Annotated in this window: 11 protein-coding genes; 6 read left to right on the top strand and 5 right to left on the bottom strand. The window is 64.2% G+C overall.

Features of this window, described 5'->3' with window-relative positions; all coding sequences use genetic code 11:
• Positions 1-270: 270 nt before the first annotated feature.
• Together RIB52_RS08460 and RIB52_RS08455 are read right to left on the bottom strand one after the other, a co-directional pair.
• A complete protein-coding gene (locus RIB52_RS08460; RefSeq protein ID WP_350174895.1) occupies positions 271-1,434 on the bottom strand; it encodes an acyl-CoA dehydrogenase family protein in 1,164 nt (387 codons plus the stop codon).
• Positions 1,435-1,586: 152 nt separating this feature from the next.
• Complete coding sequence (locus tag RIB52_RS08455) at positions 1,587-2,360, bottom strand: crotonase/enoyl-CoA hydratase family protein (protein ID WP_350174893.1); 774 nt, start codon at positions 2,358-2,360, stop codon at positions 1,587-1,589.
• A gap of 128 nt (positions 2,361-2,488) precedes the next feature.
• On the opposite strand from RIB52_RS08455, the gene RIB52_RS08450 reads away from it, so the two are divergent.
• Both RIB52_RS08450 and RIB52_RS08445 read left to right on the top strand, forming a co-directional pair.
• Positions 2,489-3,757: an acetyl-CoA C-acetyltransferase gene (locus RIB52_RS08450; RefSeq protein ID WP_350174891.1), complete on the top strand. Its 1,269-nt coding sequence runs from the start codon at positions 2,489-2,491 to the stop codon at positions 3,755-3,757.
• 13 nt (positions 3,758-3,770) lie between these two features.
• The gene (locus tag RIB52_RS08445; RefSeq protein ID WP_350175295.1) at positions 3,771-5,312 is read left to right on the top strand and encodes a TLP1 C-terminal extension domain-containing protein; all 1,542 of its coding nucleotides are present in this window, start codon (positions 3,771-3,773) and stop codon (positions 5,310-5,312) included.
• Between the two features lie 9 nt (positions 5,313-5,321).
• Here RIB52_RS08445 and RIB52_RS08440 read toward each other — a convergent pair whose 3' ends face one another.
• Positions 5,322-5,960, bottom strand: coding sequence for a carboxymuconolactone decarboxylase family protein (locus tag RIB52_RS08440; RefSeq protein WP_350174889.1), 639 nt, complete (start codon positions 5,958-5,960; stop codon positions 5,322-5,324).
• Positions 5,960-6,496, bottom strand: coding sequence for a VOC family protein (locus RIB52_RS08435; RefSeq protein WP_350174887.1), 537 nt, complete (start codon positions 6,494-6,496; stop codon positions 5,960-5,962). The genes RIB52_RS08440 and RIB52_RS08435 overlap by 1 nt, the downstream gene beginning before the upstream one ends.
• Positions 6,497-6,683: 187 nt before the next feature.
• Here RIB52_RS08435 and hppD point away from each other — a divergent pair, with 187 nt between their 5' ends.
• The 4 genes from hppD to bchJ all read left to right on the top strand — a co-directional run bounded on the left by hppD (position 6,684) and on the right by bchJ (position 11,116).
• Positions 6,684-7,814 carry a 4-hydroxyphenylpyruvate dioxygenase gene (gene hppD, locus RIB52_RS08430; protein WP_350174885.1) on the top strand — a complete coding sequence of 377 codons (1,131 nt, stop codon included), beginning with the start codon at positions 6,684-6,686 and terminating at the stop codon, positions 7,812-7,814.
• 343 nt (positions 7,815-8,157) lie between these two features.
• Positions 8,158-8,733: a VOC family protein gene (locus tag RIB52_RS08425; protein ID WP_350174883.1), complete on the top strand. Its 576-nt coding sequence runs from the start codon at positions 8,158-8,160 to the stop codon at positions 8,731-8,733.
• Positions 8,734-8,814: 81 nt separating this feature from the next.
• The gene (gene bchE, locus RIB52_RS08420; protein WP_350174881.1) at positions 8,815-10,443 is read left to right on the top strand and encodes a magnesium-protoporphyrin IX monomethyl ester anaerobic oxidative cyclase; all 1,629 of its coding nucleotides are present in this window, start codon (positions 8,815-8,817) and stop codon (positions 10,441-10,443) included.
• A complete protein-coding gene (gene bchJ, locus RIB52_RS08415) occupies positions 10,436-11,116 on the top strand; it encodes a bacteriochlorophyll 4-vinyl reductase (RefSeq protein WP_350174879.1) in 681 nt (226 codons plus the stop codon). The genes bchE and bchJ overlap by 8 nt, the downstream gene beginning before the upstream one ends.
• 397 nt (positions 11,117-11,513) lie before the next feature.
• Here bchJ and RIB52_RS08410 read toward each other — a convergent pair.
• Positions 11,514-11,760 (bottom strand): hypothetical protein (locus RIB52_RS08410; protein ID WP_350174877.1); only part of this gene is annotated, 247 nt, incomplete at its 5' end.

Raw genomic sequence — 11,760 nt, 5'->3', positions numbered from 1 at the left:
GAAGGGCGGCTCGGGAAACCGGGCCGCCTTTTTTGTTTGCGCACCCGCATCCGCGGGTGCGTTCTCGGGGCTGTTCCCTTCGCTTCGCTGCGGGGCCCCTGCGGGCGGCCGGTCGGCCTTGCGACGTCCTTGGCGTCGTTACGGTCCGACCTTCGTAAGTGGGCGGGGCAGCCGGCTGCATAGCAGCTGCAAGGCCACGCGGCCGCCCCGCAGCGGGCGCAGCCATGCTGCGAGTCTAGCGAGGACGCAGCCCCGGATGGGGCTGCGAAATCACATACTCCTCGCGATCAGCATCTTCATGATCTCGTTCGAGCCACCATAAATGCGCGCGATGCGGGTGTCGCGGTACATCCGGCCGATCGTATATTCGTTGGTAAAGCCGGCCCCACCGTGGAATTGCAGGCACTTGTCGACGACTTCGCTCTGCAGCTCCGTCACCCAGTATTTCGCCATGCTCGCGGTCGCCACGTCGAGCTCGCCCTTGAGCAGCTTTGCGATGCAGTCATTGACGAACACCCGCGCCGCGGTCCCGCGCGCCTTGAGGTCGGCGAGAGTGAACTGGGTGTTCTGGAAATCCCAGATAGTCTTGCCGAAAGCCTTGCGGTTCTTGACGTATTCGACCGTCACTTCGAGCGCTTTCTCGATCCCCGTCATCGCGCCCATCGCGATCACGAGGCGTTCCTGCGGCAGCTCGCCCATCAACTGGTAGAAGCCCTTGCCCTCGACCCCGCCGAGGATGTTGTCGGAGGGGATGAAGACGTTGTCGAAGAACAATTCCGAGGTGTCCTGCGCATCGAGCCCGACCTTGTCGATCTTCTTGCCGCGCTGGAAGCCTTCGGCGCCTTCGGTCTCGAGCAGCATCAGCGAAATGCCCTTGGCGCCTTCGCTGGGATCGGTCTTGGCGACGACGATGATGAAATCGGCGGTCTGGCCGTTCGAGATCCACGTCTTCGATCCGTTGAGACGGTAGCCATTGCCGTCCTTGAGAGCGCTGGTCTTGATGCTCTGGAGGTCGGAGCCGACATCCGGCTCGCTCATCGCGATCGCGCTGACGAGATCGCCGGTGACGAGGCGGGGCAGGTATTTCTGCTTCTGCTCCTCGGTCCCGTGGCGCACGAGATAGGGCAGGATGATGGTGTTGTGCAGCGATGCGGCGAAGCCTTCGACGCCGTGTTTCGCCTGCTGGTCGATCACCACCATGTCATGCCGGAAATCGCCGCCGTGGCCGCCATATTCCTCGGGAACGGAGACGCCGAGCAGGCCGGCCGCGCCCGCCTCGCGCCAGAATTCGCGTTCGACCTGGCCATCCTCGCGCCATTTCTCGATGCGCTTCATTGGCGCGTGCTGTTCGTAGAACTTGCCCACCGCATCGGCGAAGATCGAGATTTCCTCGTCTTCCATGAATTCGGGCTGCGGTACGTCGATGACGGGCATCTTTCTCTCTCCTCGTTTCACTCGGCGGATCGGCCATCCGGCCGATCCGTGGTGCCGAGCCTCCCACTCCCCCGCCCTTCCACCCGGAATCGTATCCTCAAGGGCGGAAGGGCGGGGGAGTGGGTGGCCCGGCACCCGCAATCAAAAACCTCTTACTTGCCCTTCCAGTTGGGCTTGCGCTTTTCGGCGAAGGCGGCGGCGCCTTCGCGCGCGTCTTCGGACACGAAGACCGGCGCGATCAGCTCGCCCTGCTTCTTATAGCGATCCTCCATCGCCCAGCCGCGCGATTCCTTCATCACCTGCTTCGACACCCTGACCGCGAGCGGGCCATTGGCCGCTATGCGCGCGGCCAGCGCCTTGGCCGCGTCGAGCGCGCTGCCATCGCTCACCTCGTTGATGAGACCGAGTTCATAGGCGCGCGCAGCATCGATGAAATCGCCCGTCAGCGCGAGTTCCATCGCGATGCGTTCGGGGATCTGGTCGGGCAGCATCATCACGCCGCCCGCCGCCGCGACGAGGCCGCGCTTGACTTCGGGGATGCCGAATTTCGCGCCCGCATTGGCGACCACGAGGTCGCAGGCGATCATCAGTTCGAGCCCGCCGGCCAGCGCATAGCCTTCGACCGCCGCGATCAGCGGCTTGGCCGGCGGAGCCTGCACCACGCCGCCGAAGCCGCGCCCCTCGACCGTCGGGCTTTCACCGCGCAGGAAGCCCTTGAGGTCCATCCCCGAACAGAATGTCCCGCCCGCACCCGTCAGGATGCCGACACGCAGGTCGTCCTCGCTGTCCAGCCGGTCCATCGCCGCCGCGATCCCCTCGGCCGCGGCCTTGGTCATGGCGTTCTTGGCCTCGGGCCGGTTGATAGTGACGATCAGGACGCCGTCGTCCACTTCGGTCAGGACTTCGGGGGGTTGCGTGTCGCTCAATTTGCTCTCCTATCAAATTTCGGCGTTTCGAATTGCAACTGAATCTTGTGCGAGTGGTGCAGTGGGCTTACGGAAACGTCAACCGCGATTTCGCTAAATCCATAGCCAGCCAAGAGGATACCAGAACCATGGGCGAAGCCTACATCATCGACGCAGTGCGCACCCCGCGCGGGATCGGCAAGCAGGGCAAGGGCGCGCTGGCCGAACAGCACCCGCAGCATCTCGCCGCCACCGTGATGAAAGCGATCGCGCAGCGCAACGGGCTCGACACGAGCACGGTCGACGACGTGATCTGGTCGGTTTCGACGCAGGACGGCATGCAGGCGGGTGACCTCGGGCGCATGGCCGCGCTCGATGCGGGCTACGACATCACTTCGAGCGGGACCACGCTCGACCGGTTCTGCGGGGGCGGGATCACGAGCGTCAGCCTCGCCGCAGCCCAGGTGATGAGCGGGATGGAAGATTGCGTCGTCGCCGGCGGGACCGAGATGATGAGCCTCACCGCCGCCATGTCGAAGGAGAAGATGCAGGCGGGCCTCAAGCCGCCCATGATGGGCAGCTACAACGAGCGGCTCCAGCGCGTGCACCCGCAGTCCCACCAGGGGATCTGCGGCGATGCGATCGCGAGCATGGAAGGCTTCACCCGCGAAGAACTCGACGAAGTCGGCTATCGCTCGCAGCAGCGCGCGGCGGAAGCCATCGGCGAAGGCCGCTTCGACAAGTCGGTCGTGCCGGTGGTGGACGACGAGGGCAACGTGGTCCTCGACAAGGAGGAATATCCCCGCCCGCAGACGACGATGGAGGACCTCGCCAAGCTCGAGCCGGCCTTCACCAAGATCGCCGACGTGCCGCTCGACAAGAACGGCACGACCTTCCGCAGCCTCATCAACCAGAAATATCCCGACCTCACAATCGAGCATTTCCACCATGCGGGCAATTCCTCGGGCGTGGTCGACGGCGCGGCAGCGGTGCTGGTTTGCAGCAAGGAATACGCCCAGAAGCACGGGCTCAAGCCGCGCGCGCGGATCGTCGCGACCGCGAATATGGGCGATGACCCCACGCTGATGCTCAACGCACCCGTCCCGGCAGCGAAGAAGGTGCTGGAAAAGGCCGGCATGACCCTGGACGACATCGACCTTTTCGAGATCAACGAGGCCTTCGCCGTGGTCGCTGCGAAATTCGTTCGGGATCTCGGGCTCGACTGGGACAAGGTCAACGTCAATGGCGGCTCGATCGCTCTGGGCCACCCGATCGGCGCGACGGGATCGATCCTGATCGGCACGATCGTCGACGAACTCGAGCGCCGCGACCTCAAGACCGGCCTCGTGACGATGTGCGCAGCGGGCGGCATGGCCCCTGCGATCATCGTCGAGCGCGTCGACGGCTTCGCGGACTGAGCCGCGCGTGGCAATGGTCGCCGACAGCACGCCCGTCATCATCGGGGTCGGGCAATTCTCCGAGCGCGTAGGAGAGCCCGGCTATGAGGGTCTCAATTACATGGACCTCGCCGGGCGGGCGTTGTCGGCGGCGATTTCGGACAGTTCGGCTTCGGGTGAGGTCGCACGCAATATCGACACGCTTGCCGCGATCCGCGCTTTCGAAATGTCGCGTCCGAGCAAGGAGCCGCCCTTCGGCGCGCCCGACAACATCCCGCGCGCCATTGCCAAGCGGGTGGGCGCGGACCCGGCGCGCGCGATCCTGACGCCGACGGGCGGGCAGACCAATCAGCAGCTGGTCGGCGAATTCGCCAGCGCGATTGCGGCGGGCGAAAGCCGCTGTGCGGTGGTGGTCGGTTCGGAAGCGATCTCGACCGTCCTCGCTCTGTCGGCCAGGGGCGAAAAGCCCGACTGGTCGGAAGAGGTCGGCGGTGAATATGAAGACCAGGGTTTCGGCATCGAGGAATTGATGGAGCCCGCCCTGTTCGCCCACGGCGCGACCGGGGCGATCCCGCTTTATGCGCTGGCCGAGAATGCGCGGCGGGCCAAGCTCGGGAAGGGGCTGGAAGAATACCGGCTCGATATCGGGCGATTGTTCGAACCCTTCACCCATGTCGCCGCTGCCAACCCGCACGCCGCCGCGCCGAAAATCCGCAGCGCCGAGGAACTGGCGACCGTGACGGAGCGCAACCGCATCGTCGCCGAGCCCTATACCCGCATGACGGTGGCGCGCGACCAGGTGAACCAGGCCGCCGCGATCATTGTCGCAAGTGCCGGTCTGGCGCGCGAGATGGGCGTGCCCGAGGATCGCTGGGTGCATATCCACGCGGTCACCGCCGCGACCGAGCTCAAGCTCTCGCAGCGGCCCGATCTTGCCGCCGCGCCCGCTTCCATCGCCAGCGTCGAGGCGGCGCTCGATCGGGCGGGCAAGAGGATGGACGAGATCGGCTATATCGATTTCTATTCCTGCTTTGCGATTCCGGTATTCAACCAGGTCGAACATTTCGGCCTCGCCGCCGACGATCCGCGCGGGCTCACGCTCACCGGCGGGCTGCCCTTCTTCGGCGGGGCGGGGAACAATTATTCCGCCCATGCCATCGCCGAAGCGGTCGAGCGCGCGCGCCGTGACCGGGGTGCCTATGCGCTGGTCGGCGCGAATGGCGGCTGGATGAGCAAATATGCGACCGGCATCTATTCGACCGATCCGGCGGACTGGTCCGCCAATGACCGGTTCGAAAAACTGCCGACAGCGGACAATGGCGTGCCGGTCGCCAAGGAGCCGGGAAGCCGCGCCACGGTCGAAAGCTATACCATCAATCACTCGAGGGCGGGCAGCGATGCGGTTTTCATCGGCCGCAACGATGCCGGCGAACGGGTGATCGGCAATGCCGACCTGTCGGACCAAGCGACCCGCGACCTGTTCGAAAGCGGGGAGCCTTTCGGCGACACGCTCGCGCTGGAGATGGACGAGCGCGGGCGCACCATCGGTCGCCTCGCCCCGATGCCCGGTCTGTAGCGGGGGCCTCTAGCGCCGCTCTCCGCCGAGAAAGTCCATCGCATCGAAACCTTCGGGCGCGGGGACTTCGGTGACGGGATCGTCGCGGTCGTCGAATTCGGTACGCAGCGCCCGGCTCATCACGGCATGCATCTGGTAGAGGCAGGTTATGTAAGTGAGCTCGAGGATTTCCTCGTCGCTGAACTCGGACTTCACCTGCGCGAACAGGTCGTCGGGAACGCGCCCCGCATGGGTGACGAGCCGGTCGGCATAGGCGAGGACGAGGCGTTCCTTTGCCGTGAACACGTCAGCGGTCTGCCACGTCGGGATCGCCGCGATCTTCTCTTCCGGCACGGCGAGCCCGCGCAGGCTCTTGCAATGCTGCGAGAAGACGAATTGCGAGCCCGTGGCCCAGCCCGCCCAGGTCTGGCCCAGTTCGCGCAGGACGGGGTCGAGCTTGCGTTCGGGAGAGCGGTAATAGGCGAAGCCCTGCGCGGCGTGTTTCAGCGTGGCAGGCGAATTGGCGAAGACCGTCCACCAGTCTCCGCAAGTCCCCGTCGCCGTGCCCGGTTCGGCCACCGGATCACGCTCGCCGAACAGCATTGCGTAAAGCGGCAGGACGGTCTTTTCCTCCGCCTCTTCGCGGGGAATCTCGCGCAGCCGGGGCATCAGGCGTCCGCCCGCGCGTCGGCCGCTCCGGCGGGTTCGTGCGCCACGTCCTCGGGCCCGAACTTCTTCGTCGTCGCCGCGAATTCGAGCAATATGCCGTCCGGGTCGCTGAAATAGACCGAGCGCACGAAAACGCCCTCGTGCATCTCCTTCGCATAGCCCGAGGGGCTGTCGTCGTGGTTGAAGACCATGTGGGTGTGCTCGACCTCCGCCTCTTCCAGCCTTTCGAGCGCGGCGTCGAGCTCGTCTTCTTCCATGTGGAAGGCGAGGTGGTTCATCGAGCCGTGCGCGGTCTTGGCATCGAAGGGGAATTTTTTCACCGAGGCAATTCCCGGCGCGGCCGGCGGCGCGTCCTTCCACCAGAAGAAGGCCACCGACGCGCCCCCGCCGCAATCGAAGAAGAAATGCTGGCCGCCATCGGGCAATTGCACCGTCTTGAAGAGCGGCATCTTAAGCACCTCGGTGTAAAAGCGGACCGTCTCCTTCATGTCGCGGCAGACGAGCGCGACGTGGTTGATTCCCTGCGTGCGGATCATGGGCGTTCCTCCTTGACGTGGCACTTTGCACCGCAGGCGAGGCTCATGCAATCGCGCGGGCGAACGCATGGGGGCGATCCCGCTTTGACAAGAGCGCGGGGATCGCCTAGATAGTTACAAGTGTAACCATATTTTCACGATCCCGCTTCCGTGATCCAGACGCTACTCGCCAGCAAAGGCCCCTGACATGACCCAGAATACCGCTCTTCACGAGGGCGACCTGTTCGAAAATCCCGCCGGCCTCGACGGCTTTGAATTCGTTGAATTCTGCGCACCCGAAAAGGGCGTGCTCGAACCCGTCTTCGAAGCGATGGGTTTCACCCGCGTGGCCAAGCACCGGTCCAAGGACGTGCATCTGTGGCGCCAAGGCGGTATCAATCTCATAGCCAATTACGAACCGCGCAGCGCGGCGCGGTACTTCGCCCGCGAGCACGGGCCGAGCGCGTGCGGCATGGCCTTTCGCGTGCGCGATGCGGCAAAAGCCTATGACGATCTGATCGCAAAAGGCGCCGAACCCGTCCATGTCGAAACCGGCGTGATGGAACTGCGCATCCCCGCGATCCGCGGGATCGGCGGGGCGATCCTCTACCTCGTCGACCGCTATGCCGGGGCCGAGGGCAAGAGCCTAACGATCTACGACATCGATTTCGATTACCTGCCCGGCGTCGATCCCTATCCCGAAGGCGCGGGCTTCCACACGATCGATCACCTCACGCACAACGTTTACACCGGCCGCATGAAGTACTGGGCCGATTATTACGAAAGCCTGTTCAATTTCCGCGAAATCCGCTTCTTCGATATCAAGGGCGAATATACCGGCCTCACTTCCAAGGCGCTGACCGCGCCCGACGGCAAGATCCGCATCCCGCTCAATGAAGAGGGCGAAGGCGGCAAGGGCCAGATCGAGGAGTTTTTGAAGCAGTTCAACGGCGAAGGCATCCAGCACATCGCGCTGATCTGCGACGATCTCATCGCCTGCTACGACAGGCTCAAGGGGTATGGCGTGCCCTTCATGACCGCGCCGCCTGCGACCTATTACGAAATGCTCGACGAACGCCTGCCCGGCCACGGCCAGGACGCCGAGGCGCTGAAGGCGCGCGGCATCCTCCTCGACGGGACCACGGAGGGCGGCAAGCCCCGCCTGCTGCTGCAGATCTTTGCCGAGGCGCAGGTCGGGCCGGTCTTCTTCGAATTCATCCAGCGCAAGGGCGACGAAGGCTTCGGAGAGGGCAATTTCAAGGCCCTGTTCGAAAGCATGGAGCGCGACCAGATCCGCCGCGGCGCGCTTGATGTGAAGGACAAGGAACCCGCCGAGTGATGCACGCCATGATGAGCACGGCTTCTTTCGAGATCATCTGAGAACCGATGGATAGCGATGTTCAAGCTGCGATAGCTGTCGGGTTCATTGTCTTCTGCTTTACGGTTGTAGGCTTATGGAACGACAGAAAAAACACCTCGCAATTAGAATTTAGCCGCGGCCTCATGCGCGCACGGGAGGTACCTCAAAAGCCATACAGTGGCTTTGTGGCTATACTCCGAGCTGCTGCGGCAGGGGCTCTGATGGGATTTCTCGTCTGGGTTGGCTTTTAGACGAGGCCCTGCATCCGTTGAAATACGCACGAATAAGCAGTTTCAATGCATGAGTGAGTGAAGGAGGCCCAATGACCGAGCGTTCAAACCACCCCGTGAAACTGGGCGGTATCCACCACGCCGCCTATCGCTGCAAGGACGCGAAGGAGACCGTGGAGTGGTACGGCCGCGTGCTCGGCATGGGCTACACCACCGCCTTTGCCGAGGACCACGTGCCCTCGACCGGCGAATACGATCCCTACATGCACGTCTTCCTCGATGCGGGGAATGGCAATGTGCTCGCCTTCTTCGAACTGCCCAATCAAGAGGATATGGGCCGCGACGAGAACACGCCCGCCTGGGTGCAGCACCTCGCTTTCAAGGTGCCCGATGAGGACGCGCTGCTCGCGGCCAAGGCGCATGTCGAGGCGCAGGGGATCGAAGTGCTCGGCCCCACGCATCACGGCATCTTCAAGTCGATCTATTTCTTCGATCCCAACGGCCACCGCGTCGAACTGGCAACCGATATCGGGACCGAGGAACAATATGCCGAACTCGCCCGCGTCGCGCCGCTGATGCTGGAAGAGTGGAGCCAGACGAAGAAGGCCCCGCGCCAAGCTGACTGGCTGCACGAAATCGCGCGCAAGGAGCACGCGGCGAAGGGCTGAATCGCCCTTTTTGATCTCGAACAAAGCGCACGGACGACGACTTCCCCACCTTGGCGAAATCCAAGAAGGGGGAGTCGGCACATGCGCATTCTGTTCGTCCATCCAAACTATCGCTCCGGCGGAGCCGAGATCGCCGGGACATGGCCGCCCGCATGGGTCGCCTACCTGACGGGGCCATTGAAGCGCGCGGGCTTCACCGACATCCATTTCATCGACGCGATGACCGAAGGGGTCAGCGACGAGGAATTGCGCGACCGGATGCTCGCGCTCCAGCCCGACGTCGTCGGGACGACCGCGATCACCCCCTCGATCTACGCAGCCGAGCGCGTCCTCGAAATCGCCGCGCTCAACGTGCCGAAAGCGGTGCGGGTGCTGGGCGGGGTCCACGCGACCTTCATGTACAAGCAGGTCCTCTCCGAAGCCCCGCATATCGACGTGATCGTGCGCGGCGAGGGCGAGGAGATCGCGGTCGAGCTGTTCTCCGCGATTTCGAAGGGCAGTTGGAAGGACGAGCGCGCGTACATCAAGGGCCTCGCTTTTCGCGACGGCGACAAGATCGTCGCCACGCCCGCCGCCGACACGGTCAAGGACATGTCAACGCTGAAGCCCGACTGGACCATCCTCGACTGGGACCAGTACATCTACCTGCCGCTGAACACCAAGGTCGCGATTCCCAATCTCGCGCGCGGGTGCCCCTTCACCTGCTCGTTCTGCTCGCAATGGAAATTCTGGCGTGATTACCGCATTCGCGATCCCAAGGACGTGGTCGACGAGATCGAGGACCTGCACGTCAATCACGGCGTCGGCTTCTTCATCCTCGCGGACGAGGAACCGACCATCAACCGCAAGAAATTCATCGAGTTCTGCCAGGAGCTGATCGACCGCGGCCTGCCCGACAAGGTGAAATGGGGTATCAACACCCGCGTCACCGACATCTATCGCGACAAGGAATTGCTCCATTTCTACCGCAAGGCCGGGCTGGTCCATGTCAGCCTCGGCACGGAAGCCGCCGCGCAGATGAAGCTCGACCGGTTCAACAAGGAAACCAAGGTCGAGGAGAACAAGCAGGCGATCAAGCTGCTGCGCGATGCCGACATCTTCGTCGAGGCACAGTTCATCGTCGGGCTGGACAACGAAACGCCCGAAACGCTCGAAGAGACCTACAAGATGGCGTGGGACTGGCAGCCCGACCTTGCCAATTGGGCGATGTACACGCCCTGGCCCTTCACCCCCTTGTTCGAGGAGATCAAGGACCAGGTCGAGATTCACGATTTCTCGAAATACAATTTCGTCACGCCGATCATGAAGCCTGCCGCGATGGAGCGGGGCGAGCTCCTGAACGGCGTGATGAAGAACTACCGCCGCTTCTACATGCAAAAGGCGCTGTTCCATTATCCCTGGCGCGGGACGGGCTTTAGGCGGCGCTACCTGCTCGGCTGTCTCTATGCCTTCCTGCGTGCCGGTTTCAAACGGACCTTCTACGATCTCGGCAAGGCGGGATACTGGGGGCCGCAGACGCAGAAAAAGGTCGATTTTCACTTCGACGAGAGCCGCGCCGCGGCCGAGGATGCGGCGACCGACTGGCAGACCAATGCCGACAAGGCCGCGCAGGCTGCGGCCCGGCGCGAGGCGGTGCGCAAGCAGATGAAAGAGCGCGGTGAGGAGCGCCGCCGCGACCGGATCGACGTGGCGGTGGAAAGCGATGGCTGACCGGCATCGCCCATCCCGCGGCGAGGCCGAAATCGGCCCCAATGCCGTGCTCCAGACGGTGCGCGTGATCGAGGACCGGCTTGGCCCCGAGGTGAGCGCGGCAATCCTCGCCGAAGCGGGCCTGTCGGGCCTGCCGACAGGCGAGAGCATGATCCGCGAGACCCATGCCATCGCGCTCCACCGCGCCATCGCCCGCCGCCTCCCGCGCGAGGCGGCGGCGATCGCCCGGTCGGCGGGATGGCGCACCGCCGATTACATCATCGAACACCGCCTTCCCGGGCCCGTGCGGGCCCTCTTGCGGTTCCTGCCCGCGCCGCTTTCCGCGCGGCTGTTGATGGCGGCGATCCGGCGGCACGCCTGGACATTCATCGGGGCGGGGCGCTTCGCGCCGCATGATCTCTGGAGCTTCACCATCGACCGCACCAGCGCTGGCGATGATCCCGCGCCGCCGCCGAGCCTGTTCGAATGGTATGGCGCGGTCTTCACCCGCCTGTTCCGCGAACTCGTATCAGGGCGCTGCGAATGCCGCGCCCTGCCGCAGGAGAGCGGATCAGGTGGGCTGGTGCGCCATTACGGGATCATACGGGCCAAGTCGGGGCCAAGCGCTGCGGCTGCTTCGACAGCGGTCCTGATGCCTGAACCGGTGTCCGGCGATTCGCGCGAACGCGGCTAGGCCATGAATTACAGAGGCTTGCGGCAAGGGATTGCCAACCGCCGATCAGTTTGCGCTCAGAATGTCCCGGGTTTACTGCTGAGGTCTCCTTGCGCCTCTCTGACTGCGCATTCGCTATGTTCACAGGTCTCGTTAGCGCAGCACAGCCTCCGGGATGCTGCCGATAGCAGGCTTGCCGCCGAACCGTGCCTCGCGGGCTTGGATTGCGCAACCGATTGCCGCTCTCAAGACTTTTGGCTTCCGGCAAACGCGTTCGCAGTGAAATTGTCGCGCCACAGGCGGCCTGCGAACGGCGTCCGTTACGCGCGCTCACTTTAACCGCAGCGGGGCGGTTTCTGCGCGCCGCCATGGCGAGCACAGGCCCCGGCCATTCGGCCGAGGCCTGGCTGCCTGTTTTTCACACGAGGATGTCGAGTTCGGCTCCGCTGTGGCGGATCCAGTGGAAGGAGCCGTCGTCCGGTTTGTCCCACGGGTCCTGCGGTGCGCCGGGATCGGATGCGGGGTCGGGTGCGGGTGCCTGTGCGGTGTCCTGGGTGAACATCTCGCGCAGCGGCGTGCGCGTCATGGAGTGGGCCGCCGTCACCTGGTGACCGCCGCCGCCTGCAAGGCCGGAGAAGTCGAAGGGTTGATCGGCATCCATCCCC

It is taken from the genome of Erythrobacter sp. (genome assembly GCF_040217515.1).
Taxonomy (GTDB): domain Bacteria; phylum Pseudomonadota; class Alphaproteobacteria; order Sphingomonadales; family Sphingomonadaceae; genus Erythrobacter.
The sequence above is the reverse complement of the archived record's forward strand: the minus strand, read 5'-3'. Positions and strand labels throughout refer to the sequence as shown.

What these genes read in the sequence shown, in the direction of transcription:
- bchJ (WP_350174879.1), top strand. Translation starts at nt 10,436, where the DNA reads ATGGCTGACCGGCATCGCCCATCCCGCGGCGAGGCCGAAATCGGCCCC.
- RIB52_RS08460 (WP_350174895.1), bottom strand. Translation starts at nt 1,434, where the DNA reads ATGCCCGTCATCGACGTACCGCAGCCCGAATTCATGGAAGACGAGGAA.
- hppD (WP_350174885.1), top strand. Translation starts at nt 6,684, where the DNA reads ATGACCCAGAATACCGCTCTTCACGAGGGCGACCTGTTCGAAAATCCC.
- RIB52_RS08440 (WP_350174889.1), bottom strand. Translation starts at nt 5,960, where the DNA reads ATGCCCCGGCTGCGCGAGATTCCCCGCGAAGAGGCGGAGGAAAAGACC.
- RIB52_RS08450 (WP_350174891.1), top strand. Translation starts at nt 2,489, where the DNA reads ATGGGCGAAGCCTACATCATCGACGCAGTGCGCACCCCGCGCGGGATC.
- bchE (WP_350174881.1), top strand. Translation starts at nt 8,815, where the DNA reads ATGCGCATTCTGTTCGTCCATCCAAACTATCGCTCCGGCGGAGCCGAG.
- RIB52_RS08445 (WP_350175295.1), top strand. Translation starts at nt 3,771, where the DNA reads ATGGTCGCCGACAGCACGCCCGTCATCATCGGGGTCGGGCAATTCTCC.
- RIB52_RS08435 (WP_350174887.1), bottom strand. Translation starts at nt 6,496, where the DNA reads ATGATCCGCACGCAGGGAATCAACCACGTCGCGCTCGTCTGCCGCGAC.
- RIB52_RS08425 (WP_350174883.1), top strand. Translation starts at nt 8,158, where the DNA reads ATGACCGAGCGTTCAAACCACCCCGTGAAACTGGGCGGTATCCACCAC.